Annotated in this window: 21 protein-coding genes; 16 read left to right on the forward strand and 5 right to left on the reverse strand. The window is 59.2% G+C overall.

The annotated features are described in order from the left end of the window. Positions 1-3: 3 nt before the first annotated feature. Together lolA and ACP7C6_RS01490 are read right to left on the reverse strand one after the other, a co-directional pair. Positions 4-627 carry an outer membrane lipoprotein chaperone LolA gene (gene lolA / locus ACP7C6_RS01485; protein ID WP_016975527.1) on the reverse strand — a complete coding sequence of 208 codons (624 nt, stop codon included), beginning with the start codon at positions 625-627 and terminating at the stop codon, positions 4-6. 54 nt (positions 628-681) lie between these two features. After that, entirely contained in the window at positions 682-3,090 is a 2,409-nt protein-coding gene (locus tag ACP7C6_RS01490; protein ID WP_028616791.1) for a DNA translocase FtsK, read from the reverse strand. A gap of 495 nt (positions 3,091-3,585) precedes the next feature. Here ACP7C6_RS01490 and aat point away from each other — a divergent pair, with 495 nt between their 5' ends. The 3 genes from aat (at position 3,586) to infA (ending at position 5,348) form a co-directional block, all read left to right on the forward strand. Continuing rightward, positions 3,586-4,266 (forward strand): leucyl/phenylalanyl-tRNA--protein transferase, encoded by a 681-nt coding sequence (gene aat, locus ACP7C6_RS01495; protein WP_426108173.1) that lies wholly within the window; start codon positions 3,586-3,588, stop codon positions 4,264-4,266. A 55-nt stretch (positions 4,267-4,321) separates the two neighbouring features. Further along, positions 4,322-5,029 carry an arginyltransferase gene (locus ACP7C6_RS01500; protein WP_028616793.1) on the forward strand — a complete coding sequence of 236 codons (708 nt, stop codon included), beginning with the start codon at positions 4,322-4,324 and terminating at the stop codon, positions 5,027-5,029. A 100-nt stretch (positions 5,030-5,129) separates the two neighbouring features. Then, the gene (gene infA / locus ACP7C6_RS01505) at positions 5,130-5,348 is read left to right on the forward strand and encodes a translation initiation factor IF-1 (protein WP_002553999.1); all 219 of its coding nucleotides are present in this window, start codon (positions 5,130-5,132) and stop codon (positions 5,346-5,348) included. Between the two features lie 225 nt (positions 5,349-5,573). Here the strand turns inward: infA and clpA are convergent, their stop codons facing one another. Both clpA and clpS read right to left on the reverse strand, forming a co-directional pair. Then, positions 5,574-7,844, reverse strand: coding sequence for an ATP-dependent Clp protease ATP-binding subunit ClpA (clpA, locus tag ACP7C6_RS01510; protein WP_028616794.1), 2,271 nt, complete (start codon positions 7,842-7,844; stop codon positions 5,574-5,576). 29 nt (positions 7,845-7,873) lie between these two features. Continuing rightward, a complete protein-coding gene (clpS, locus tag ACP7C6_RS01515) occupies positions 7,874-8,242 on the reverse strand; it encodes an ATP-dependent Clp protease adapter ClpS (RefSeq protein ID WP_005789091.1) in 369 nt (122 codons plus the stop codon). Between the two features lie 219 nt (positions 8,243-8,461). Here clpS and cspD point away from each other — a divergent pair, with 219 nt between their 5' ends. Next, positions 8,462-8,728: a cold shock domain-containing protein CspD gene (cspD, locus tag ACP7C6_RS01520; RefSeq protein ID WP_122683844.1), complete on the forward strand. Its 267-nt coding sequence runs from the start codon at positions 8,462-8,464 to the stop codon at positions 8,726-8,728. Between the two features lie 77 nt (positions 8,729-8,805). Here the strand turns inward: cspD and icd are convergent, their stop codons facing one another. After that, on the reverse strand, positions 8,806-10,062 hold the full coding sequence (gene icd / locus ACP7C6_RS01525; protein ID WP_028616796.1) for an NADP-dependent isocitrate dehydrogenase: 1,257 nt from the start codon (positions 10,060-10,062) through the stop codon (positions 8,806-8,808). A gap of 493 nt (positions 10,063-10,555) precedes the next feature. Between icd and ACP7C6_RS01530 the strand changes: the two genes are divergently transcribed. The 12 genes from ACP7C6_RS01530 (at position 10,556) to nuoC (ending at position 24,847) form a co-directional block, all read left to right on the forward strand. Next, on the forward strand, positions 10,556-12,781 hold the full coding sequence (locus ACP7C6_RS01530) for an NADP-dependent isocitrate dehydrogenase (RefSeq protein WP_426108174.1): 2,226 nt from the start codon (positions 10,556-10,558) through the stop codon (positions 12,779-12,781). Positions 12,782-13,003: 222 nt separating this feature from the next. Next, positions 13,004-13,450: an NUDIX hydrolase gene (locus ACP7C6_RS01535; RefSeq protein WP_305381510.1), complete on the forward strand. Its 447-nt coding sequence runs from the start codon at positions 13,004-13,006 to the stop codon at positions 13,448-13,450. A gap of 59 nt (positions 13,451-13,509) precedes the next feature. Further along, positions 13,510-14,634 carry a tRNA 2-thiouridine(34) synthase MnmA gene (gene mnmA / locus ACP7C6_RS01540; protein WP_028616799.1) on the forward strand — a complete coding sequence of 375 codons (1,125 nt, stop codon included), beginning with the start codon at positions 13,510-13,512 and terminating at the stop codon, positions 14,632-14,634. Next, positions 14,631-15,254 carry a high frequency lysogenization protein HflD gene (gene hflD, locus ACP7C6_RS01545; RefSeq protein WP_426108175.1) on the forward strand — a complete coding sequence of 208 codons (624 nt, stop codon included), beginning with the start codon at positions 14,631-14,633 and terminating at the stop codon, positions 15,252-15,254. The genes mnmA and hflD overlap by 4 nt, the downstream gene beginning before the upstream one ends. A gap of 125 nt (positions 15,255-15,379) precedes the next feature. Then, complete coding sequence (purB, locus tag ACP7C6_RS01550; protein WP_028616801.1) at positions 15,380-16,750, forward strand: adenylosuccinate lyase; 1,371 nt, start codon at positions 15,380-15,382, stop codon at positions 16,748-16,750. Positions 16,751-16,834: 84 nt separating this feature from the next. Next, positions 16,835-18,001, forward strand: coding sequence for a cupin domain-containing protein (locus ACP7C6_RS01555; protein ID WP_038847892.1), 1,167 nt, complete (start codon positions 16,835-16,837; stop codon positions 17,999-18,001). Beyond that, entirely contained in the window at positions 17,994-18,416 is a 423-nt protein-coding gene (locus ACP7C6_RS01560; RefSeq protein WP_426108176.1) for a GNAT family N-acetyltransferase, read from the forward strand. The genes ACP7C6_RS01555 and ACP7C6_RS01560 overlap by 8 nt, the downstream gene beginning before the upstream one ends. A gap of 264 nt (positions 18,417-18,680) precedes the next feature. After that, positions 18,681-19,418: a secretin N-terminal domain-containing protein gene (locus ACP7C6_RS01565; RefSeq protein WP_426108177.1), complete on the forward strand. Its 738-nt coding sequence runs from the start codon at positions 18,681-18,683 to the stop codon at positions 19,416-19,418. A gap of 491 nt (positions 19,419-19,909) precedes the next feature. Next, a complete protein-coding gene (gene aceA, locus ACP7C6_RS01570; protein ID WP_010458877.1) occupies positions 19,910-21,235 on the forward strand; it encodes an isocitrate lyase in 1,326 nt (441 codons plus the stop codon). A gap of 656 nt (positions 21,236-21,891) precedes the next feature. Then, complete coding sequence (locus ACP7C6_RS01575) at positions 21,892-22,305, forward strand: NADH-quinone oxidoreductase subunit A (RefSeq protein WP_003219575.1); 414 nt, start codon at positions 21,892-21,894, stop codon at positions 22,303-22,305. 10 nt (positions 22,306-22,315) lie between these two features. After that, positions 22,316-22,990 carry a NuoB/complex I 20 kDa subunit family protein gene (locus ACP7C6_RS01580; protein WP_016975544.1) on the forward strand — a complete coding sequence of 225 codons (675 nt, stop codon included), beginning with the start codon at positions 22,316-22,318 and terminating at the stop codon, positions 22,988-22,990. 72 nt (positions 22,991-23,062) lie between these two features. Then, positions 23,063-24,847: an NADH-quinone oxidoreductase subunit C/D gene (gene nuoC, locus ACP7C6_RS01585; protein ID WP_426108178.1), complete on the forward strand. Its 1,785-nt coding sequence runs from the start codon at positions 23,063-23,065 to the stop codon at positions 24,845-24,847. Positions 24,848-24,849 lie beyond the last annotated feature (2 nt).

Here is a 24,849-nt window from a genome sequence, read left to right on the forward strand (position 1 = left end):
GTGTTATTCCTGGATCACATCGGCACCCTTGGGGATGTCGAACTTGAACTTGGACGCAGGCACCGGCTGGTTGGCCTTGACCCCGGAGAACAGGATATCGGTGCGTTGGCCAACACTGTCGACCAGGCGCATGTTGTTGATCACGCCATTGCCGAACGACAGGGACAATGTGTCAAACAGCGTGTCCTTGGATTTCGGCTTGAGGGTGAACTCGATCACGTTGCTGGTTTGCTTGGAGGTGATGTCGAAGCTGTCATTGATCTTCGACACATCACCCGACAGCAGCAGCGCCGGAGTCTGGTTCAGGCGCGGGTCAAGCTTCTTGATGGTGGCTTGTTCCAGGTCCGGGTCCCACAGGGTGACCTTCTGGCCATCAGACACGATGGTCTGCTCAGCCTTGCCTTCGGTGTGCCAGTAGAACAGGCCAGGACGCTGCACGGCCATTTCGCCTGCGGTTTCCTGCAACTGGGTGCCGCCGGCATCCAGGGTCAGTTGGGAGAAGCGCGCAGTCAGGGTCTGGGATTTGTCCAACAGGTTCTTCAGGCTGGCCACGGAAGCCGGGTCAGCGTGGGCCGAAACAGCAGTCAGGGCCAGTGCCGGCAACAACAGCATGCGGATAAGGCGCATGGGAGTCCTCATTGAGTGTTCAGGGCGTGCCGCGTGCTGCCACGCGGCACGGGATCAGTCGCGCATCTGCCCGGGGGCAATCACTTCGCGCGAGCCGTTGGTGTTCATTGCAGTGACGACACCGGCCATTTCCATGGCTTCGATCATGCGGGCGGCGCGGTTGTAGCCGATTTTCAACTTACGTTGCACCGCGGAAATCGAAGCGCGACGGCTTTCCAGTACGAAGGCCACGGCCTCGTCGTACAGCGCGTCGGTTTCAGCATCATCGTCACCACCGCCGCCGCCATTTTCAAAGCCGCTGCCGGCTTCTTCGACGCCGTTGAGGATGTCGTCGTTGTATTCCGGTGCGCCGCGCAGTTTCCAGGCTTCCACCACGCGGTGTACTTCATCGTCGGAAACGAAGGCACCGTGGACCCGGATCGGCAGGCTGGTGCCCGGCGGCATGTAGAGCATGTCACCGTGGCCGAGCAGTTGTTCGGCGCCACCCTGGTCGATGATGGTCCGCGAGTCGATCTTGCTCGATACCTGGAACGCCATTCGCGTAGGAATGTTGGCCTTGATCAAGCCCGTGATCACGTCCACCGAAGGACGCTGGGTGGCGAGGATCAAGTGGATACCGGCGGCACGGGCCTTCTGGGCGATACGTGCGATCAGTTCTTCGACCTTCTTGCCGACGATCATCATCATGTCGGCGAATTCGTCGACCACCACCACGATGGTCGGCAGCTTGGTCAGTTTCGGCGCTTCGTCATGGATGCTTTCGCGCTTGTACAGCGGGTCATCGATAGTCTCGCCGCGCTCTTGGGCTTCCTTGATCTTGGCGTTGAAGCCCGACAGGTTACGCACGCCCATCTTCGCCATCAATTTGTAGCGGCGCTCCATCTCGGCGACGCTCCAGCGCAGGGCGTTGGCGGCGTCCTTCATGTCGGTGACCACTGGGCACAGCAGGTGCGGAATGCCTTCGTAGATCGACAGCTCCAACATCTTCGGGTCGATCATGATCAGCTTGGCGTCTTCCGGGCCCGACTTGAACAGGATCGACAGGATCATCGCGTTCACCCCCACCGACTTACCGGAACCGGTGGTACCGGCCACCAGCAGGTGAGGCATCTTCGCCAGGTCGGTGATCACCGGCTTGCCGCCGATGTCGTGGCCCAGCGCCAGGGTGACCGGCGATTTGAAGTTGTCGTATTCCGGGGTCGACAGCACCTCGGAGAAGCGCACGATCTGGCGGTCTTCGTTGGGAATCTCGATACCTACGGTGGTCTTGCCGGGGATGACTTCCACAACACGTACGCTGGTCACGGCCAGGGAACGCGCCAAGTCTTTCGCCAGGTTGGAAATACGGCTGACCTTGACGCCGGCGGCCGGCTGGATTTCGTAACGAGTAATCACCGGGCCGGGATGGATCGAGTCCACCGACACTTCGACGCCGAATTCCTTGAGCTTGATTTCCAGCAGGTGGCCGACGGCCGCCAGGGATTCCGGGGAATAGTTGAGTTGTTTCTTTTCGGCCGGGTCGAGGATCGAGATCGGCGGCAACGTGCCTTCAACCGCACTGTCGACGAACAGCGGTGCCTGTTTCTCTTTCTGCACGCGATGGCTCGGCTCTGGGGCCTTGGGCGGTGCCGGGGCAATCACCGGCGGCACCTGCTTCTCGCGGTCCGACATGTGCTTGCTCAGGGCCTGTTCGCGTTCGATCAGGCGTTCCTTGACCTTGGCCTGCTCGCGCCGATCCGGCGTACTCGGCGCCACCACCTCGTTGACGCGGGTATCTACCTCGCGCAATTGGGCGACCATGCGCTTGCGATCGACCCGTGCCGCCCACCAGCGGTTGGCGGCGCCCTGGAACAACTCCAGCAGGTCGAGGGTGATCTTGCCGGTCACGTCCATCACCTTGAACCACGACAGGTCGGTGAACACGGTGAGGCCGAACAGGAACAGCGCGATGAACATCAGCGTGCTGCCTTGAATATTCAGGGTCCTGCGCGCCAAGTCACCGAGGCTTTCGCCCAACGCCCCGCCCGCGCCCGCCGGCAAGCCGGTCGGTGCATGAAAATGGATATGCGCCAGCGCCGCGCCGGACAGCACCAGAAACACCAGGCCAATCAGGCGCCAGGAGAATAGCCAACCGCTCCACTGCCACGGTTCATGACGCTGGCGGAAGATCTGCCAGGTCTTGATCGCCAGCAGCAACGGGAAGATATAAGCGAAGTAACCCAGCACCATGAACAGGATATCGGCGCTGTAGGAACCGGCAGGCCCGCCGAAGTTCTGCACGTCTTCGATCTTGCTGTTGTGGCTCCAGCCCGGATCGTCCTTGCCATACGTGAGCAAGGCCATCATCAGGAACAGGCACAGCGCGCCGATAGCGATCAGCGCGCCTTCCTTGAGACGATAATGCAGGTGCTGGCGCCAGGCCGGCACGACTGCTGCTTTAGGTGTTGCGGCGGATTTCTTCAAAACGGGTCTTTTCCTGCGCCTTTAGCGCGTCCATCTGTTGAATGACTGCAAATACTGCCCAATCCGAGCAGCTGAAAAATGAACGTGCGTCGTTGAATCTACTTTTAACATTGGGCGCTTGCTGGATGAAATGACGAAAGCGCCACAATGCCCGCATTGTACGGGTTTGTGCCGGCGATGCCACGCCCCTGCCTTTCACTCGGCAGCATAGCCAATTTAGTGTCACAACATGTTCAATTTGAGCATGCATTGTCTTTGCTGACAAAGGCTTATGCGCTGTTTTTATCAATCCAGGCAAGCTTGGCAAATGGCCTGCATGGCACAGACCCGATTACGACCACGCCGCCGAGGCAGAGTTGCAGAAACACCTGCTCACGCTAATCCACCTCAATAGCCGATTCGGGCTGGCCCGATGGCGCCATGTCGACAATAATCAGCACTGCGCAAGCAGGTGTCATACCTGCCATCCCCTCCCCTTCCGTAAGCCTGGATGCCATGCTGACCTGGTTACAACGCGATTCACTGACATTCCCTCCACTGGCCAAGGCCATGCGCGAACCCAATGGCCTGCTGGCTGCCGGTGGCGATCTTTCGGCCGAACGCCTGGTACAAGCCTATCGCCACGGCTGCTTTCCGTGGTTTTCGGACGGCCAGCCGATCCTCTGGTGGTCACCCGACCCGCGCACGGTGATATTCCCCGACGAGCTGCATGTGTCCCGCAGCCTAGGCAAATTGTTGCGCCAGCAGCGCTACAGCGTGACCTTCGACCAGGATTTCGCCGCCGTCATCCAAGCCTGCGCCGCACCGCGCGCGTATGCCGATGGCACTTGGATCACCGAGAGCATCCAGAGCGCTTACCTGGAACTGCACCAGCACGGCTACGCCCATTCGGTGGAGGTCTGGGACGACGGCAAACTGGTGGGTGGTTTGTATGGCCTGGCGATGGGCCAGCTGTTTTTCGGCGAGTCCATGTTCAGCCGTGCCGATAACGCCTCGAAATTCGGCTTTGCCACGCTGACCCGCCAACTACAGGAATGGGGCTTTGTATTGATCGACTGCCAGATGCCCAACGATCACCTGCACAGCCTGGGTGCCCGCGCCATATCCCGCAGCGACTTCGCATGTTTCCTGCGCGACCATCTGGATCAGCGCAGCGCTGGACCGTGGGTTTCCTAGGCGACTTCCGCGCTCCTGGCTTACACTTATTTCAAAGCTTATCCGAGGGTTGATCATGACCGAGTTGGCGCGTTTGAAGTTTTATGCCACTCAACCCCACTCTTGCAGCTATCTGCCCGACGAGCAGGCCACCACACTGTTCCTCGACCCCAGCCAGCCTATGGACGTGCATGTGTATGCCGACCTGTCGGAGATGGGCTTTCGGCGCAGTGGCGATCATCTGTACCGGCCTCATTGCCAGAACTGCAATGCCTGCGTCCCGGCACGCATTCCCGTGGCGCAGTTTCTGCCGGACCGCAACCAGAAACGCATCCTTAAGCGCAACGCCGACCTGACGGTGATGCCAACCAAGCCACGCTTCACCGAAGAATATTTCGACCTTTACCAGCGCTATATCGAGGAACGCCACGCCGACGGCGATATGTTCCCGCCCAGTCGCGACCAGTTTTCCACGTTCCTGGTACGTGACCTGCCCTTCTCGCGCTTCTATGAGTTTCGCGCCGACGGCCGGTTGGTGGCAGTGGCCGTGACCGATTTGCTGCCTAACGGCCTGTCGGCGGTCTACACCTTCTACGAGCCTGCCGAAGAGCGCCGCAGCCTGGGACGCTTTGCAATCCTGTGGCAAATCGGCGAAGCACTGCGCCTGGAACTGGAGGCGGTGTACCTCGGCTACTGGATCAAGAACTGCAAAAAGATGAACTACAAGACCCAATATCGGCCCATAGAACTGCTGATTAATCAAAGATGGGTCGTGCTTAACTAGAACCCCTTGGCTTAAACACCCTTTTTCGGGCACAATGCACGCCGCTTTTGCCTGGCGCAGTTGCACCGGGCCATTCACTGGATACCGAGGGCTTTACTGCATGTCGAAAGAAGACAGCTTCGAAATGGAAGGCACTGTCGTCGACACCCTGCCCAACACCATGTTTCGTGTGGAGTTGGAAAATGGGCACGTCGTAACCGCGCATATCTCCGGCAAGATGCGCAAGAACTACATTCGTATTCTTACCGGTGACAAAGTGCGCGTCGAGCTGACGCCCTATGACTTGAGCAAAGGGCGCATCACTTACCGCGCTCGCTAAGCAAGTCAATACAAAACGCCCGGTTATGCCGGGCGTTTTTGTGTGCGCGCCATTTTCATGCGCGCGCTCTTGTAGGAGCCCGGCTTGCCGGCGATGGCGACCGTGAGGCAAGCGCCGATCTTGCGGGCCTCATCGCCGGCAAGCCGGACTCCTACAGGTGGCGCGGCGTTCGCGGGATAGCAAAAAGGCGCCTTTCGGCGCCTTTTGCATTGTTGCGGTCAGCTATCAGGCCATTTCAGCCGTGGTTTCGAACTCGAAGGTCAGCTCGCCATCCTTCAGGTCGATGTGCACCACGCCGCCATGGTCGGAAAGTTCGCCGAACAGGATCTCTTCGGCCAATGGCCGCTTGATCTTGTCCTGGATCAGACGCGCCATTGGGCGAGCGCCCATTGCCGCATCGTAGCCGCCCTCGGCGATCCAACTGCGCGCCGCTTCCGTGACATCCAGCTGCACGCGCTTGTCTTCCAGCTGCGCCTGAAGCTCGGTGAGGAACTTGTCCACCACGCTTTTGATGACCTCATGGCTGAGGCGACCAAACTGGATAATGGTGTCCAGACGGTTGCGAAATTCCGGCGTGAAGCTCTTCTTGATCACTTCCATTGCATCAGAAGAGTGATCCTGATGGCTGAAGCCGATCGAAGCCCGCGCGGCCGTTTCGGCACCGGCGTTGGTGGTCATGATCACGATCACGTTGCGGAAGTCCGCCTTGCGCCCGTTGTTGTCGGTCAGGGTGCCGTGGTCCATCACCTGCAGCAGCAGGTTAAAGACTTCCGGGTGGGCCTTCTCGATTTCATCGAGCAGCAGCACGCAATGCGGTTGCTTGGTAATCGCCTCGGTCAACAGACCGCCCTGGTCGAAACCGACATAGCCCGGAGGCGCACCGATCAGGCGCGACACGGTGTGACGCTCCATGTATTCGGACATGTCGAAACGGACCAGCTCAATGCCCATGGCCTTGGCCAACTGCCGCGCCGCTTCGGTCTTGCCGACGCCGGTCGGGCCAGCGAACAGGAACGAACCAACGGGCTTGTCCGGCGACTTGAGGCCCGCACGCGACAACTTGATCGCGGTGGACAGCGCATCGATGGCCGCATCCTGGCCGAACACGGTGAGCTTGAGGTCGCGCTCCAGGTTACGCAGCAGCTCCTTATCGGAACTGTTGACGTGTTTAGGCGGAATCCGCGCGATCTTCGCCACGATGTCCTCGACCTGAGCCACATCAATGCGCTTCACACGCTTCTCAACCGGCTGCAGGCGCTGGTAGGCACCCGCCTCGTCGATCACGTCGATGGCCTTGTCCGGCATGTGCCGGTCATTGATGTAGCGCGACGCCAGCTCAGCCGCTGAACGCAGGGCTTCATCGGTGTACTCGATGCCATGGTGCGCCTCGAAACGCCCCTTGAGGCCACGCAGGATGCCGATGGTGTCTTCAACCGAAGGCTCGGACACGTCGACTTTCTGGAAGCGACGCGCCAGGGCACGGTCTTTTTCGAAGATGCCGCGAAATTCCTGGAACGTGGTCGAGCCGATGCAACGGATATCCCCCGACGACAGCAGCGGCTTGAGCAGGTTGGAGGCGTCCATCACCCCACCGGAAGCCGCACCGGCGCCAATGATGGTGTGGATTTCATCGATGAACAGGATCGCCTGCGGGCGTTTTTTCAGCTCGCCGAGGAGCGCCTTGAAGCGCTTCTCGAAATCGCCACGGTACTTGGTCCCGGCGAGCAACGCACCCAGGTCCAAGGAGTAGACGACGCTATTGGCCAGCAGGTCAGGCACCTGGTTATCCACGATGCGCTTGGCCAAGCCTTCGGCAATTGCGGTCTTGCCCACGCCCGCCTCACCCACCAGCAACGGGTTGTTCTTGCGACGACGTGCAAGGATCTGCGCTACGCGCTCAACTTCAAGCTCACGCCCCACTAGCGGATCGATCCGCCCCTGGCGCGCCAGTTCGTTGAGGTTGCTGGCATAGGCATCCAGTGGATTGCCCGAAGAAGAAGACTCACCGCCCTCGTCGTCCTGCATATCCTGCTCACCCTCGGAATGATCGCCGTGCCCAGGCACCTTGGAGATACCGTGGGCGATGTAGTTGACGACATCGATACGCGCAACGCTCTGCTGTTTCAGCAGGAACACTGCCTGGCTTTCCTGTTCGCTGAAAATCGCCACAAGCACATTGGCGCCTGTGACCTCACGCTTACCGGAGCTCTGAACATGGAACACGGCACGCTGAAGCACCCGCTGGAAGCCCAGGGTTGGCTGGGTTTCACGGTCTTCATCGTGGACTGGAATAAGTGGCGTCGTGGAGTCGATAAACTCCTGCAGGTCATGCTTGAGTTTGTCGAGGTTGGCGCCGCACGCACGCAAAACGGTGGCGGCAGCTTCATTGTCCAAAAGTGCCAGCAGCAGGTGTTCGACGGTCATGAATTCATGACGCTTCGAACGAGCCTCCTTGAAGGCAAGATTGAGGGTGACTTCGAGCTCGCGGTTTAACATAGCTTCACCTCATACCCAAGTGGTCGGCGTTAACCGTCCTTCTCGATTTCACAGAGTAGCGGATGCTGGCTTTCCCTGGCGTACTGGTTGACCTGCATGGCCTTTGTCTCGGCGATGTCGCGGGTAAACACTCCACATACTGCCCGTCCTTCTGTGTGAACGGCCAGCATTACCTTGGTCGCCAACTCGCGGTTCAGGTTAAAAAACACCTCGAGCACTTCGACCACGAAATCCATCGGTGTGTAGTCATCATTGAACAAAACCACCTTGTACATCGGCGGCGCCTGTAAGGCAGGCTTGGCCTCCTGAACAGCAATGCCTGCAGAACCGTCGTCATCATGTTCCTGATCCGGTCGATCCTGATTGAATGTTAGTCGAATCTGGCTGTTTGCATGCATGGAAAGAAAGGTTCGTCAGTGGTTCAAATACAGTGGTGGGGGCGACCTGTCAGAATTTCAACTACTGACCGATCGGTCGCCTTGACTATCGGCGAAACGGTGTTACAACCAATAGAACCCACAGTGGGTAAAAAAGGTCCGCGCAGTCAACCTTATTTATTCGGGTTAGGACGGATAAACTGGATGATACTCCAGTGATGGAGTCTGGTGCAGAGGGATATGGGCATGGCAAGCGGTAAGGTCAAGTGGTTCAACAATGCCAAAGGGTACGGCTTCATTATTGAAGACGGCAAGGATGAAGACCTTTTTGCGCATTACTCAGCGATCAAAATGGAAGGTTATAAAACGCTGAAGGCGGGGCAGCCGGTCTCCTTTGACATTATTCAGGGGCCCAAAGGCAAGCACGCAGTCGAAATCAGTGCGCCAGTCACCATCGGCACAGCCAAAGAGGGCGTCGCTCAAAAATCAAAAGAGCAATTAGCCTAATCGACCACCGAGCAGGCGCCCAATAAAAAACCGGCCATTCCGTTTACGGTATGGCCGGTTTTTTTTACCCCCTTCGCTTACATGTGCGAGATCAGCGCATCACCGAAGCCAGACGAAGACACCAGGGTGGCACCGTCCATCAGACGCTCGAAGTCATAAGTCACAGTCTTGGCAGAAATCGCGCCATTGGTGCCCTTGATGATCAAATCCGCCGCCTCGGTCCAGCCCATGTGCCGCAGCATCATCTCGGCTGACAGAATCAACGACCCCGGATTCACCTGATCCTTGCCCGCATATTTAGGCGCAGTACCGTGGGTCGCTTCGAACATCGCCACGGTGTCCGACAGGTTCGCGCCCGGCGCAATACCGATACCGCCCACCTCCGCCGCCAAGGCGTCAGACAGGTAATCACCATTGAGGTTAAGCGTCGCGATCACATCATACTCAGCCGGACGCAGCAGGATCTGCTGGAGCATGGCGTCGGCAATGGCGTCCTTGACCACCACATTCTTGCCGGTCTTCGGGTTCTTGAACTGCATCCACGGGCCGCCGTCGAGCAGTGTGGCACCAAATTCTTCGGCCGCCACTTCGTAGGCCCATTCCTTGAAGGCACCTTCGGTGAACTTCATGATGTTGCCTTTGTGCACGATGGTCAGTGAGTCGCGGTCGTTATCCACTACATATTGCAGGGCTTTACGCGCCAGGCGCTTGGTCCCCTCCTTGGAGACCGGCTTCACGCCAATCCCGCAATCCTGGTCGAAACGAATCTTGGTGACGCCCATTTCCTCTTTAAGGAACTTGATTACCTTGATCGCTTCGGGCGAACCGGCCTTCCATTCGATCCCAGCATAAATGTCTTCTGAGTTTTCACGGAAAATAGTCATGTCCACGTCGCCAGGCTTCTTGACCGGACTGGGCACGCCTTCAAACCAGCGCACCGGGCGCAGGCATACATAAAGGTCGAGTTGCTGACGCAGGGCCACGTTCAACGAACGGATGCCGCCGCCGACGGGGGTGGTCAGCGGCCCCTTGATGGAAACCACGTAATCCTTGACCGCATCCAGGGTTTCCTGGGGCAGCCAGGTGTCCTGGTCGTAGACTTGAGTCGCTTTCTCGCCGGCATATACCTCCATCCAGGAGATCTTGCGCTTGCCGCCGTAGGCCTTTTCAACAGCTGCATCGACTACCTTGATCATCACCGGGCTGATGTCGACGCCGATACCGTCACCTTCGATGTAAGGGATGATCGGTTGGTCAGGAACATTGAGAGAATGGTCTGCATTGACGGTGATTTTGTCGCCGACTGCCGGAACCTGAATCTTCTTGTATCCCATGCTGAACTCCATCTATGGATTGAACATCTGGCTGCGTTCGAGCCTACTCCAGATAAATGGCGACTGAAACCTCACGCCATGCTCATTTGCATCGAAAACAGCATAATTTGTCGCCTACAAGCCTGAAAGCAAAGGCAAAATCGCCAATCTCGAGCACATCGTGCGACTTTGGTCGCAACCTGGGCCCTGCGACCTTTAGACCAATGGACGACACACCTTTTGTATGAAGGCTCGGCGTAAGCATAGCGACCTATGTATAATGCCGCCGCTGACCAAAGAGTCACGACGGCCGACCGCTCTATAACAGTGCCCTCCGCCAGAAAAGCCGGACTAAACAATAGTCCACCCGCTTGACGCTCGACTGATGCAACCCAACATCACCGCGAAGAAACCTCGACATTTCGCTCATGGATGACTTTGAACGAACGCGCTCCACCCGGCGCATCTCGAGTTTCTGCGCACGCTTTCAGCAAAGAAGAGAGTTAATCCGAATATGCCCACCCGCTCGAAGATCATCTACACCTTCACCGACGAAGCCCCGGCCCTCGCCACCTATTCACTGCTGCCTATCGTAGAGGCCTTCACCGCTTCCGCTGATATTGCCGTGGAAACCCGCGACATCTCCCTCGCCGCGCGCATCCTCGCAAGCTTCCCCGAGCAACTGGGCGCCAAGGCTATCCCGGACCACCTCGCCGAACTGGGCGACCTGGCCGTTACGCCTGAAGCCAACATCATCAAGCTGCCTAACATCAGCGCCTCGACCCCGCAGCTGCAAGCCGCGATCAAGGAACTGCAGGCCCAGGGCTACGCCCTGCCGGACTACCCGGAAACCGTAACCACCGACGCGGAAAAAGAAACCCGTGCACGTTACGACAAGGTCAAGGGCAGCGCCGTGAACCCGGTACTGCGCGAAGGCAACTCCGACCGCCGCGCGCCGCTGTCGGTCAAGAACTACGCACGCAAGCACCCGCACAAGATGGGCGCCTGGGCTGCCGACTCCAAGTCGCACATTGCCCACATGAACAGTGGCGATTTCTACGGCAGCGAAAAAGCCGTGCAGATCGAAACCGCTGACGCTGTCAAAATCGAGCTGATCGCCCAAGACGGCACCGCCACTGTCCTGAAGGAAAAGACTTCGGTACAGGCCGGCGAAATCATCGACACCGCCGTACTGAGCAAGAAAGCCCTGCGCGCATTCATCGCCGCTGAAATCGAAGACGCCAAGAAGCAAGGCGTGCTGCTGTCGGTTCACCTGAAAGCCACCATGATGAAGGTCTCCGACCCGATCATGTTCGGCCAGATCGTTGCCGAGTTCTACAAAGACGCCCTGACCAAGCACGCCACCGCGCTGGAGCAGATCGGCTTCAACCTGAACAACGGCATCGGCGACCTGTACGCTCGCATCAAGGCCCTGCCGGCCGAGCAGCAAGCGCAGATCGAAGCTGACATCCAGGCCGTATACGCGGCTCGCCCGTCCCTGGCGATGGTCAACTCCGACAAAGGCATTACCAACCTGCACGTGCCAAGCGACGTGATCGTCGACGCCTCGATGCCGGCCATGATCCGTGACTCCGGCAAGATGTGGGGCACCGACGGTCAACTGCACGACACCAAGGCTGTGATCCCGGATCGCTGCTACGCCACCATCTACCAAGCGGTCATCGAAGACTGCAAGGCCAATGGCGCCTTCGACCCAACCACCATGGGCAGCGTGCCAAACGTTGGCCTGATGGCGAAGAAAGCCGAAGAGTACGGCTCCCACGACAAGACCTTCCAGATCAAGGCTGACGGCGTAGTCCGCGTCACCGACAGCAAGGGCAGCCTGCTGATGGAACAGAAAGTCGAAGCCGGCGACATCTTCCGTATGTGCCAGACCAAAGACGCGCCTATCCAGGACTGGGTCAAACTGGCCGTCAACCGCGCCCGCGCCAGCAACACCCCGGCCATTTTCTGGCTGGACCCTAAGCGTGCACACGACGGCGTCGTGGTCGAGAAAGTTCAGGCTTACCTGAAAGACCACAACACCGAAGGCCTGGACATCCGCATCATGTCGCCGGTCGACGCGATGAAGTTCACCCTGGAGCGCACCCGCAAGGGCCTGGACACCATCTCGGTGACCGGCAACGTACTGCGCGACTACCTGACCGACCTGTTCCCGATCATGGAACTGGGCACCAGCGCCAAGATGCTGTCGATCGTGCCGCTGATGAACGGCGGTGGCCTGTTCGAAACCGGCGCCGGCGGTTCGGCACCGAAGCACGTGCAGCAACTGGTGGAAGAGAACTTCCTGCGCTGGGATTCCCTGGGCGAGTTCCTGGCCCTGGCCGCATCCCTTGAGCATTTGGGTGTGACGTACAACAACCCGAAAGCCCTGGTACTGTCCAAGACCCTGGACCAGGCCACCGGCCAGTTCCTCGACAACAACAAGTCGCCATCGCGCAAAGTCGGCAACATCGACAACCGCGGCAGCCACTTCTACCTGGCGCTGTACTGGGCTCAAGCCCTGGCTGCCCAGACCGAAGACACTGCACTGCAAGCGCAGTTTGGCGAACTGGCCAAGACCCTGACCGCGAACGAGGCAACCATCGTTGCCGAGCTCAACGCCGTGCAGGGCAAGCCAGTCGACATCGGCGGCTACTACGCGCCGAACCCGGAGCTGACCAGCAAAGCCATGCGCCCAAGCAACACCCTCAATGCGGCAATTGCCAAGTTGAAGTAAGGTTGTAAGGCTGCAAAAAAGCCCCGGCCCTGTGCCGGGGTTTCTGTTTTTACTCTTTAACTGAAAAAACTGAATCAAAATGTGGGAGCGGGCTTGCTCGCGAATGCGGTGGGTCAGCCTACACCTGCAGCGACTGACACTCTGCATTCGCGAGCAAGCCCGCTCCCACATTGACTGCAATCCTGCCCAAAGACCGCGTCGCATTCTTCATTGAGACTTTCCATGACCTGGCAACCCCACATCACCGTCGCCACCATCGTCGAAGACAACGGCCGCTTTCTGATGGTCGAGGAACTCAAGGGCGGTCGCGCCGTACTCAACCAGCCTGCCGGCCACCTCGACCCACACGAAACCCTGACCGAAGCTGCCATCCGCGAAACCCTCGAAGAAACCGGCTGGGACGTCGAAGCCACTGGCATCGTCGGCATTTACCTGTACACCGCCCCCAGCAATGGCGTGACCTACCAGCGTGTGTGCTTCATCGCCAAAGCCCTGAAACACCACCCTGGCTATCAACTCGACGAAGGCATACTGCGTGCCCGCTGGCTGACCCGCGACGAACTGATGGAGCTGCGCGACGACTGGCGCAGCGAGCTGATCATCCGCTGTATCGATGATTATCTGGCCGGCCAGCGCCACAGCCTCGAATTGATCCGCCCTTCTCTTTAGCCTTGAAGGCCTGAGCCTGATAGAATCGCGTCCTTTTTCAAGACACCCGTTGAAACCCTATGCGTGATCCAGCCCCTTCTGACACACAAAAGAAGCGCGTCATCGTCGGCATGTCCGGCGGCGTGGATTCTTCCGTTTCCGCCGTTCTGCTCATGGAGCAGGGTTATGAGGTGGAAGGCCTGTTCATGAAGAACTGGGAAGAAGACGATGGAACGGAATACTGCACCGCCATGGACGACCTGGCGGACGCCCAGGCCGTGTGTGACAAGATCGGTATCAAGCTGCACACCGCCAACTTCGCCGCTGAGTACTGGGACAATGTGTTCGAGCACTTCCTGGCCGAATACAAGGCAGGCCGCACGCCGAACCCGGATATCCTGTGCAACCGTGAAATCAAGTTCAAGGCGTTCCTCGACTACGCCATGATGCTCGGTGCCGACCTGATCGCCACTGGCCACTACGTACGCCGCCGCGATATCGATGGCCGCACCGAGCTGCTCAAGGGCCTGGACCCGAACAAGGACCAGAGCTACTTCCTGCACGCCGTCGGCGGTGAACAGATCGCCAAGACCCTGTTCCCGGTGGGCGAGCTGGAAAAGCCCGAAGTGCGCAAGATCGCCGAGAAACACGGCCTGGCCACCGCCAAGAAGAAGGATTCCACCGGGATCTGCTTTATCGGCGAGCGCCGCTTCAGCGACTTCCTCAAGCAGTACCTGCCGGCGCAACCAGGCGAAATCCATACCACCGAAGGTGAAGTCATCGGCCGTCACCATGGCTTGATGTACCACACCATCGGCCAACGCCAGGGCCTGGGCATCGGCGGCTTGAAAGATGCCGGTGAAGAACCGTGGTACGTGCTGGTCAAGGACCTGGAAAACAACGTGCTGATCGTCGGCCAAGGCAACGAGCATCCACTGCTGTTCTCCGGCGCCCTGCTGGCTTCGGAAATCTATTGGGTCAACCCGATCGACCTGAGCACCCCGCGCCGCCTGACCGCCAAAGTGCGCTATCGCCAGAGCGACCAGCCTTGCACCCTGGAAAAAACTGCCACCGGCTACCGCGCCACCTTTGATGACCCGCAACGCGCAGTCACGCCTGGCCAGTCCGTGGTGTTCTACGACGGCGAAATCTGCCTGGGCGGCGGCGTGATTGAAGTGGCCGAAGCCTGGAGCAAATCGGCATGAGCCCGACCCAGGAGCAATTGACAGCGCTAGGTGGGGTCTTTCTCGCCGCTGTACTGGTGGACAAGATCGCCAAGACCGGCCAGGTCACCGAGGCCGGCCTGACCTGCATGCTCGGCAGCCTGCTGATCCGTGACCCCAAGGACACGTTGGAAGTCTACGGCGGCGACGACCTCGCGCTGCGTGAAGGCTATCGCGCGTTGATCGGCGCACTGGAACGCGACCCCAGCACCCTGCAGCGCGAGCCGCTGCGCTACGCCCTGTCGATGCTCGGTCTTGAGCGTCAACTGGCCAAGCGCGACGAAATGCTCGAGGTCATCGGCAAGCGCTTGCCACAGATTCAATCCCAGGTGGAACACTTCGGCCCGGCCCACGAAAACGTGATCGCGGCCTGTGGTGCGCTGTACCAGGACACCTTGAGCACCTTGCGCCAACGCATCCAGGTCCACGGCGACATGCGCAACCTGCAGCAACCGAACAACGCCTCGAAAATCCGCGCCCTGCTCCTGGCCGGCATTCGTTCGGCGCGGTTATGGCGCCAGTTGGGCGGTCATCGTTGGCAATTGGTGATCAGTCGTCGCAAATTGCTCAAAGAGCTTTACCCGTTGATGCGCAACGAATAAGTCGCACCAGCAGGCCTTTTTCAAGCCGTTACGCGTAATACGCCGGTCAGTTGGCAACGGACCGGCGGATTTTTTCATGTATGATACGCGCCCCATTTCGTTGCCCGACTGTCCGAGAACACCCCATGCAGCTCTCTTCGCTCACTGCGGTTTCCCCTGTAGACGGCCGCTACGCCGGCAAAACCCAGGCCCTGCGCCCTATTTTCAGCGAATACGGCCTGATCCGTGCTCGTGTACTGGTTGAAGTGCGTTGGCTCCAGCGCCTGGCCGCTCACCCCGCCATCAGCGAAGTGCCGGCGTTCTCCGCGCAAGCCAACGCTGTGCTCAACACCCTGGCGGAAAACTTCTCCCTGGAGCACGCCGAGCGTGTGAAAGAGATCGAGCGCACCACCAACCACGACGTCAAAGCCATCGAATACCTGCTCAAAGAGCAAGCGGCCAAGCTGCCGGAACTGGCCCAGGTCAGCGAGTTCATCCACTTTGCCTGCACCAGCGAGGACATCAACAACCTGTCCCACGCCCTGATGCTGCGCGAAGGCCGTGATGACGTGATGCTGCCGCTGATGCGCCAGACCGCCAACGCCATCCGCGAGCTGGCTATCCGCTTCGCCGACGTGCCGATGCTGTCGCGCACCCACGGCCAACCGGCTTCGCCGACTACCCTGGGCAAAGAACTGGCCAACGTGGTGTACCGCCTGGAGCGCCAGATCGCTCAAGTCGCCGCCGTACCGCTGCTGGGCAAGATCAACGGCGCCGTAGGCAACTACAACGCCCACATCTCGGCCTACCCTGAGATTGACTGGGAAGCCAACGCCCGCGCCTTCATAGAAGACGAACTAGGCCTGGGCTTCAACCCGTACACTACGCAGATCGAACCGCACGACTACATTGCCGAGCTGTTCGACGCCATTGCGCGCTTCAACACCATCCTGATCGACTTCGATCGCGATATCTGGGGCTACATCTCCCTGGGCTACTTCAAGCAGCGCACCATTGCCGGTGAAATCGGCTCGTCGACCATGCCGCACAAGGTCAACCCGATCGACTTCGAAAACTCCGAAGGCAACCTCGGCATCGCCAACGCACTGTTCCAGCACCTGGCCAGCAAGTTGCCGATCTCCCGCTGGCAGCGCGACCTGACCGACTCCACCGTACTGCGCAATCTCGGCGTGGGCTTCGCTCACAGCGTGATCGCGTACGAAGCCAGCCTCAAAGGCATCAGCAAGCTGGAGCTCAACGAGCAGAAGATCGCCGCTGACCTGGACGCGTGCTGGGAAGTCTTGGCCGAGCCGATCCAGACCGTGATGCGTCGCTACAACATCGAAAACCCGTACGAGAAGCTGAAAGAATTGACGCGCGGCAAGGGCATCAGCCCTGAAGCACTGCAGACTTTCATCGATGGCCTGGACATGCCAGCCGCGGCCAAGGCCGAGCTGAAACTGCTCACCCCGGCCAACTACATCGGCAACGCTGTAGAGCAAGCCAAGCGCATCTGATCGTTGCTTGACCCTTTGAGACGCCCGGCCGCGCCGGGCGTTTTTATTCCAGTCTGAAAAGTGCTTTTTTTCAATAGGTTACACATGAATCCTGATATCCCTCTTCAACTTCTGGGCGGCATCACGGCACGGGAATTCCTGCGCGACTACTGGCAGAAAAAGCCGCTGCTGATCCGTCAGGCCATCCCTGATTTCGAAAGCCCGATCGACGCCGACGAACTGGCCGGCCTGGCCCTGGAAGAAGAAGTCGAATCGCGCCTGGTGATCGAACACGGCGAGCGTCCGTGGGAACTGCGCCGCGGCCCGTTTGCTGAAGATGCCTTCAGCACCCTGCCTGAGCGCGAGTGGACCCTGCTGGTGCAGGCCGTCGACCAATTCGTGCCGGAAGTGGCCGAATTGCTGGAGCAGTTCCGCTTCCTGCCAAGCTGGCGCATCGACGACGTGATGATCAGCTTCGCCGCGCCCGGCGGCAGCGTGGGTCCACACTTCGACAACTACGATGTGTTCCTGCTGCAAGCCCAAGGCAAGCGCAACTGGAAGATCGGCCAGATGTGCAACTCGGAAAGCCCGCTGCTGCAGCACGCCGACCTGCGCATCCTCGCCGAATTCGAAGAGAGCGCTGAGTGGGTCCTGGAACCGGGCGATATGCTCTACCTGCCGCCACGCCTGGCGCACTTCGGCATTGCCGAAGATGACTGCATGACCTACTCCGTCGGTTTCCGCGCTCCAAGCGCCGCCGAAGTGCTGACCCACTTCACCGACTTCCTCAGCCAGTACCTGACTGACGAAGAACGCTACACCGACGCCGACGCCCAGCCGGTCAGCGACCCGCACCAGATCCAGGGCGACGCGCTGGACCGCCTCAAGAGCCTGCTGGCCGAGCACATGAGCGACGAGCGCATGCTGCTGACCTGGTTCGGCCAGTTCATGACCGAACCACGCTATCCTGAACTGGTAGCCGGCGAGGAACTGGGCGAAGAAGACTTCATCAGCGCCCTGCAAGACGGCGCGATCCTGGTGCGCAACCCGAGCGCACGCATGGCTTGGTCGGAAGTCGACGACGACGTGCTGTTGTTCGCCAGCGGCCAGAGCCGTTACTTGCCGGGCAAACTGCGCGAACTGCTCAAGCTGATCTGCGCCGCCGACGCCCTGCACGCCGAAAACCTCGGCCCGTGGCTGGCGGACGAAGACGGTCGCGATCTGCTGTGCGAACTGGTCAAGCAAGGAAGCCTGGGATTTGCCGATGAATAAAATTCACGTAAGTGTCGCGGACTGGCAAAAGGATATCGCCGAGATTCGGCGCATTCGTGAAGCGGTGTTTATCGCTGAACAATCGGTTCCACCGGAGCTGGAGTGGGACGCGGATGACGCTGGCGCGGTGCATTTCCTTGCATTCGAAGGCGATTTTCCGATTGGTACCGCGCGCCTGCTGCCCAGTGGCGAGGTCGGACGCGTTTCGGTACTCAAGGACTGGCGCGGCTTGAAGGTCGGCGACAAGCTGATGGAAGCGGTGATCGGCGTGGCCGAGCAGCGCGGCCAGACCAAGCAGTTCCTGAGTGCGCAGGTGTATGCGGCGCCGTTCTATGAGCGACTGGGCTTCAAGATCGTCAGTGACGAATTCCTTGAAGTCGGGATTCCGCATGTGGACATGGTGCGCGAGGGATGACTCCCCTGTGGTGAGCGGGCTTGCTGTGGTGAGCGGGCTTGCCCCGCGCTGGGCTGCGTAGCAGCCCTAAAAACCAGACGCCGCGTTCTTTCTGAAAGAACGCGGCGTTTTTTATGGGGGCTGCTGCGCAGCCCAGCGCGGGGCAAGCCCGCTCACCACAACAGCTCTACCCGGCACAGCAGGCTCAATCCTCACTAAATTTGCGACCTGCCAGGCCGACAAACTGGCACTATCCAGCCTAAATGACTCGCAGAGATAACGGACATGTCCCTACGCACCCTGCTCACCGCCCTCCTCCTGACCGCCAGCGTCTCGGCCATGGCCGACACTGAAGTCGTCAACCTGAGCAACCGCACCAGCGCCGACCTGCTGCCCGTGGCGCAGAACTTCATCGGCAAGGACGGCACCGTCAGCGCCTACGGCAACCAACTGATTGTTAACGCCGACCCGGCCAAGATCCAGAATCTGCGCGCCCTGCTTTCTCAACTCGACACACCCGCCAAGCGCCTGCTGATCACCGTCGACACCAACGAAAACAATCAGCAGAACAGCGGCGACAGCCAGACGCGCATCATCAGCTACGGCACCGCCAGTCGTGACGGTGGCATCCAGCAGATCCAGGCCAGTGAAGGCGTGCCCGCGCTGATCCAGGTCGGCCAGAGCGTACCGCTGACCACCACCCAGCAAGACAGCTACGGCCGCCCGCAAAACCAGACCCAGTATCGCAACGTCACCCAGGGGTTCTACGTGACGGCCAGCGTCACTGGCGAAACCGTGCACCTGGCGATCAGTACCAACCGTGACCGCATGAGCCAGGAACGTCCCGATGTAGTGAATGTACAAAGTACCGACACAACCGTCAGCGGGCGACTAGGCGAATGGATTCCCCTGGCCGGCATCAATCGCGAAACCCAGGCCGACAAATCCTCTACAACCCGCAGCTACTCTACTCAAGGCCGCGACGACCTGACTGTACGAGTGAAGGTCGACACCCTGAACTGAAGCACCAAAAACTGACTGACGAGTCGTATTAGACTAAAGATGTAGTGCTTGAAAAAAAGCACTACAAAACATTTGACGATCCAAAAAAGCATGGGCATGATGGCCTCGCTCCCGCTAATCAGGGGCCCTGGCAAGGGCCTTCGGATCGCCGCTCTAAGCTACCCACCTGAGCCGATTCGTGTCTGTACCGCCCACAAGGCGTGTTTGACGAGGTTGCGACTGGAACGAAGTTGTCCCGAGGGACGGAAGCTAACCAGGTAACCCGGCTACACGCTGTTGAACACCCAAGGGCCCACGACGCCCTCAGACTGTTCGCGGCCCGCCTTTACCTACCGCCCCTCTCGCCAATCGTTCATCCCGTCGCATTCCCCGCCAGACCCGACATGACCGCCTAAGCTTCTGGTCAGCGAGCAGCCCTGCCCACGCATTTGAATGCAGGGCTGGCAAATGGATTTTTTCCACCACAAGAAGACGCGACGAGGTTTACTTCCATGGCACTGACACGCGAACAGCAAATTGCAGCCCTCGAAAAAGACTGGGCTGAAAACCCACGCTGGAAAGGCGTGACCCGCGCTTATTCCGCTGCTGACGTCGTCCGCCTGCGTGGCTCGGTTCAACCTGAGCACACCTTTGCAAAACTCGGCGCCGAGAAGCTGTGGAACCTGGTGACCCAAGGTGCCAAGCCTTCCTTCCGTCCCGACAAAGATTTCGTCAACTGCATGGGCGCCCTCACTGGCGGCCAGGCAGTGCAACAGGTGAAAGCCGGTATCCAGGCAATCTACCTGTCCGGCTGGCAAGTGGCAGCGGACAACAACTCCGCTGAATCCATGTACCCCGACCAATCGCTGTACCCGGTGGATTCGGTTCCAACCGTGGTCAAGCGCATCAACAACTCGTTCCGTCGTGCCGACCAGATCCAGTGGAAAGCCGGTAAAGGCCCGGGTGATGAAGGTTATATCGACTACTTCGCGCCTATCGTGGCTGACGCTGAAGCCGGTTTCGGCGGCGTACTGAACGCCTACGAGCTGATGAAGAGCATGATCGAGGCTGGCGCTGCCGGCGTGCACTTCGAAGACCAACTGGCATCCGTGAAGAAGTGTGGCCACATGGGCGGCAAGGTACTGGTTCCGACCCAGGAAGCGGTACAGAAGCTCACCGCTGCCCGCTTGGCTGCTGACGTTGCCGGTACTCCTACCATCATCCTGGCGCGTACCGACGCCAACGCGGCTGACCTGCTGACTTCGGACTGCGACCCGTACGACCAACCGTTCGTGACCGGCGAGCGCACCCAGGAAGGTTTCTACAAGGTACGTGCCGGCCTGGACCAGGCGATTGCCCGTGGCCTGGCCTACGCGCCGTACGCCGACCTGATCTGGTGCGAAACCGCCAAGCCGGACCTGGACGAAGCCCGTCGTTTCGCCGAAGCGATCAAGAAGGAATACCCGGACCAACTGCTGTCCTACAACTGCTCGCCTTCTTTCAACTGGAAGAAAAACCTGGACGACGCGACCATCGCCAAGTTCCAGCGCGAACTGTCCGCGATGGGCTACAAGCACCAGTTCATCACCCTGGCCGGCATCCACAACATGTGGCACAGCATGTTCAACCTGGCGCACGACTACGCCCGCAACGACATGACCGCCTACGTGAAGCTGCAAGAGCAGGAGTTCGCTGACGCATCGAAGGGTTACACCTTCGTGGCGCACCAGCAGGAAGTGGGCACCGGCTACTTCGACGACATGACCACCGTGATCCAGGGCGGCACCTCGTCCGTGACCGCGCTGACCGGCTCGACCGAAGAAGAGCAGTTCCACTAAGCACCGCGTACACGGCCACTGCGTAACCGTTCAAAAGCTAACCGCAGTGCCGCACAACAATCACGCCCCGACCCGCTCGGGGCGTTTTTTTTGCCCGCACAAATCTATCTGAAGCACCGCGATCCAAATGTGGGAGCGGGCTTGCTCGCGAAAGCGCTGGTTCAGTCAGCACATCTTTGCCGGGCACACCGCTTTCGCGAGCAAGCCCGCTCCCACAGGGGAAATGCATTCAGCTTGATGATTTTGTGCAAAACATTGATCCAGAGCGGTATTCGCGTGGATCAGATCGGTTAAAAGATCCCCGTCAGCAACTAAGCGACACTCTAGCAAGTAACGGCAACTTCCCTCGCCACACGAGAAACATTCGCTTAAACCCCACGCAAACAATATTCATTATCATTTGGCGCATGAAAACTTCGTTACAGGCTAAACAAAACACATTTGATTAAATGCCCGCTAATGCCCGCCACGCAAGGGCTACAGCCCCACGAAGGTGCACTATGTCCTTATTCCATCGAATAATTTCGCTATAGGAATTTTACTTGCCCGGTGTTTAGCCATAAAATCACCGCGATTGATTGCAGTGCGACATATCGTCACTGCATTGTTACTTTTTCGAGCTCAGAGACCTTTGCTCTCTGTTAAGGATTTCCAGCATGACCGAAGCGACAGGACTCATGGCCCACAACTGGGGCTTTGCCATTTTCCTCCTCGGTGTTGTCGGCCTCTGCGCCTTCATGCTTGGTGTCTCCAGCCTCCTCGGGTCAAAAGCCTGGGGCCGCAGCAAAAATGAACCGTTCGAATCCGGCATGCTGCCTACAGGTGGCGCCCGCTTGCGGCTCTCAGCCAAATTCTATCTGGTCGCGATGCTCTTCGTGATCTTCGATATCGAAGCCCTCTTTCTCTTTGCCTGGTCTGTGTCCGTCCGCGAAAGCGGCTGGACCGGATTCGTCGAAGCTCTCGTTTTCATAGCAATTCTGTTGGCAGGCCTTGTCTACCTATTCCGAGTGGGCGCCCTTGACTGGGCTCCGGAAGCTCGTCGTAAGCGGCAAGCGAAGCTGAAACAATGAGGCTTTGGCGATGCAATACAATCTCACCAGGATCGACCCGGATGCTCCTAACGATCAATACCCTATCGGCGAACGGGAAACCGTTTCCGATCCGTTAGAAGATCAAGTCCACAAAAACATCTACATGGGCAAGCTCGAAGACGTGCTGAGTGGCGCGGTCAACTGGGGACGTAAAAACTCCCTGTGGCCGTACAACTTCGGCCTTTCGTGCTGCTACGTGGAAATGACCACCGCCTTCACGGCGCCCCATGACATCGCGCGCTTTGGCGCCGAAGTTATCCGGGCATCACCGCGTCAGGCGGATTTCATGGTTATCGCCGGCACCTGCTTTATCAAGATGGCGCCGATCATCCAGCGTCTCTACGAGCAAATGCTCGAGCCGAAGTGGGTTATCTCCATGGGTTCGTGCGCCAACTCCGGTGGCATGTACGACATCTATTCCGTCGTTCAAGGGGTGGACAAGTTCCTGCCCGTGGACGTCTACGTGCCTGGCTGCCCGCCCCGCCCTGAAGCATTCCTGCAAGGCTTGATGCTGCTGCAGGAATCGATTGGCAAGGAGCGTCGCCCGCTTTCCTGGGTCGTAGGCGATCAAGGCGTGTACCGCGCCGAGATGCCTTCGCAAAAGGAAGAGCGCCGCGAACAGCGAATCGCAGTCACCAATCTGCGCAGCCCTGACGAAGTCTGATCCAGACCGCTTCTTTTATAGAACGAACACCTGGCTTCATTCTTTACGTTGACCGAAAGCGATAAAAAAACCATGACTACAGGCAGCGCTCTGTACATCCCGCCTTATAAGGCAGACGACCAGGATGTGGTCGTCGAACTCAATAACCGTTTTGGCCCTGACGCCTTCACCGCCCAGGCCACACGCACCGGTATGCCGGTGCTGTGGGTGGCGCGCGCCAAGCTCGTCGAAGTCCTGACCTTCCTGCGCAACCTGCCCAAGCCGTACGTCATGCTCTATGACCTGCATGGCGTGGACGAGCGTCTGCGCACCAAGCGCCAGGGCCTGCCGAGCGGCGCCGATTTCACCGTGTTCTACCACTTGATGTCGCTGGAACGTAACAGCGACGTGATGATCAAGGTCGCGCTGTCCGAAAGCGACTTGAGCGTCCCGACCGTCACCGGTATCTGGCCGAACGCCAGCTGGTACGAGCGAGAAGTCTGGGACATGTTCGGTATCGACTTCCCGGGCCACCCGCACCTGACGCGCATCATGATGCCGCCGACCTGGGAAGGTCACCCGCTGCGCAAGGACTTCCCTGCCCGCGCCACCGAATTCGATCCGTTCAGCCTCAACCTCGCCAAGCAACAGCTTGAAGAGGAAGCGGCGCGTTTCCGTCCGGAAGACTGGGGTATGAAACGCTCTGGCACCAACGAGGACTACATGTTCCTCAACCTGGGCCCGAACCACCCTTCGGCTCACGGTGCCTTCCGTATCATCCTGCAACTGGACGGCGAAGAAATCGCCGACTGTGTCCCGGACATCGGCTACCACCACCGTGGTGCCGAGAAGATGGCCGAGCGTCAGTCCTGGCACAGCTTTATCCCGTACACCGACCGTATCGACTACCTCGGCGGCGTGATGAACAACCTGCCGTACGTGCTCTCGGTCGAGAAGCTGGCCGGCATCAAGGTGCCCGACCGCGTCGACACCATCCGCATCATGATGGCCGAGTTTTTCCGGATCACCAGCCACCTGCTGTTCCTGGGTACGTATATCCAGGACGTCGGCGCCATGACCCCGGTGTTCTTCACCTTCACCGACCGTCAGCGCGCCTACAAGGTCATCGAAGCCATCACCGGCTTCCGCCTGCACCCGGCCTGGTACCGCATCGGCGGTGTTGCCCACGACCTGCCGAATGGCTGGGAGCGCCTGGTCAAGGAATTCATCGACTGGATGCCCAAGCGTCTGGACGAGTACCAAAAGGCTGCGCTGGATAACAGCATCCTCAAGGGTCGTACCATTGGCGTCGCCCAGTACAACACCAAAGAAGCCCTGGAATGGGGCGTCACCGGTGCTGGCCTGCGGTCCACCGGTTGCGACTTCGACCTGCGTAAAGCGCGTCCGTACTCGGGCTACGAAAACTTCGAATTCGAAGTCCCGCTGGCCGCCAATGGCGATGCCTACGACCGTTGCATCGTGCGCGTCGAAGAAATGCGCCAGAGCCTGAAGATCATCGAGCAATGCATGCGCAACATGCCGGCAGGCCCGTACAAGGCGGATCACCCGCTGACCACGCCGCCGCCGAAAGAACGCACGCTGCAGCACATCGAAACCCTGATCACGCACTTCCTGCAAGTTTCGTGGGGCCCGGTCATGCCGGCCAACGAATCCTTCCAGATGATTGAAGCGACCAAGGGTATCAACAGTTATTACCTGACGAGCGATGGCGGCACCATGAGCTACCGCACCCGGATCCGTACCCCAAGCTTTGCCCACTTGCAGCAGATCCCTTCGGTGATCAAAGGCGAGATGGTCGCGGACTTGATTGCGTACCTGGGTAGTATCGATTTCGTTATGGCCGACGTGGACCGCTAAGC

The organism is Pseudomonas sp. TWR1-1-4, from assembly GCF_049897165.1.
GTDB classification, from domain to species: Bacteria; Pseudomonadota; Gammaproteobacteria; order Pseudomonadales; family Pseudomonadaceae; genus Aquipseudomonas; species Aquipseudomonas canadensis.

Bases quoted from the DNA above. Each gene is read 5' to 3' on its own strand.
- lolA (WP_016975527.1), bottom strand. From the start codon at position 627: ATGCGCCTTATCCGCATGCTGTTGTTGCCGGCACTGGCCCTGACTGCT.
- aat (WP_426108173.1), top strand. From the start codon at position 3,586: ATGCTGACCTGGTTACAACGCGATTCACTGACATTCCCTCCACTGGCC.
- ACP7C6_RS01500 (WP_028616793.1), top strand. From the start codon at position 4,322: ATGACCGAGTTGGCGCGTTTGAAGTTTTATGCCACTCAACCCCACTCT.
- infA (WP_002553999.1), top strand. From the start codon at position 5,130: ATGTCGAAAGAAGACAGCTTCGAAATGGAAGGCACTGTCGTCGACACC.
- clpA (WP_028616794.1), bottom strand. From the start codon at position 7,844: ATGTTAAACCGCGAGCTCGAAGTCACCCTCAATCTTGCCTTCAAGGAG.
- clpS (WP_005789091.1), bottom strand. From the start codon at position 8,242: ATGCATGCAAACAGCCAGATTCGACTAACATTCAATCAGGATCGACCG.
- cspD (WP_122683844.1), top strand. From the start codon at position 8,462: ATGGGCATGGCAAGCGGTAAGGTCAAGTGGTTCAACAATGCCAAAGGG.
- icd (WP_028616796.1), bottom strand. From the start codon at position 10,062: ATGGGATACAAGAAGATTCAGGTTCCGGCAGTCGGCGACAAAATCACC.
- ACP7C6_RS01530 (WP_426108174.1), top strand. From the start codon at position 10,556: ATGCCCACCCGCTCGAAGATCATCTACACCTTCACCGACGAAGCCCCG.
- ACP7C6_RS01535 (WP_305381510.1), top strand. From the start codon at position 13,004: ATGACCTGGCAACCCCACATCACCGTCGCCACCATCGTCGAAGACAAC.
- mnmA (WP_028616799.1), top strand. From the start codon at position 13,510: ATGCGTGATCCAGCCCCTTCTGACACACAAAAGAAGCGCGTCATCGTC.
- hflD (WP_426108175.1), top strand. From the start codon at position 14,631: ATGAGCCCGACCCAGGAGCAATTGACAGCGCTAGGTGGGGTCTTTCTC.
- purB (WP_028616801.1), top strand. From the start codon at position 15,380: ATGCAGCTCTCTTCGCTCACTGCGGTTTCCCCTGTAGACGGCCGCTAC.
- ACP7C6_RS01555 (WP_038847892.1), top strand. From the start codon at position 16,835: ATGAATCCTGATATCCCTCTTCAACTTCTGGGCGGCATCACGGCACGG.
- ACP7C6_RS01560 (WP_426108176.1), top strand. From the start codon at position 17,994: ATGAATAAAATTCACGTAAGTGTCGCGGACTGGCAAAAGGATATCGCC.
- ACP7C6_RS01565 (WP_426108177.1), top strand. From the start codon at position 18,681: ATGTCCCTACGCACCCTGCTCACCGCCCTCCTCCTGACCGCCAGCGTC.
- aceA (WP_010458877.1), top strand. From the start codon at position 19,910: ATGGCACTGACACGCGAACAGCAAATTGCAGCCCTCGAAAAAGACTGG.
- ACP7C6_RS01575 (WP_003219575.1), top strand. From the start codon at position 21,892: ATGACCGAAGCGACAGGACTCATGGCCCACAACTGGGGCTTTGCCATT.
- ACP7C6_RS01580 (WP_016975544.1), top strand. From the start codon at position 22,316: ATGCAATACAATCTCACCAGGATCGACCCGGATGCTCCTAACGATCAA.
- nuoC (WP_426108178.1), top strand. From the start codon at position 23,063: ATGACTACAGGCAGCGCTCTGTACATCCCGCCTTATAAGGCAGACGAC.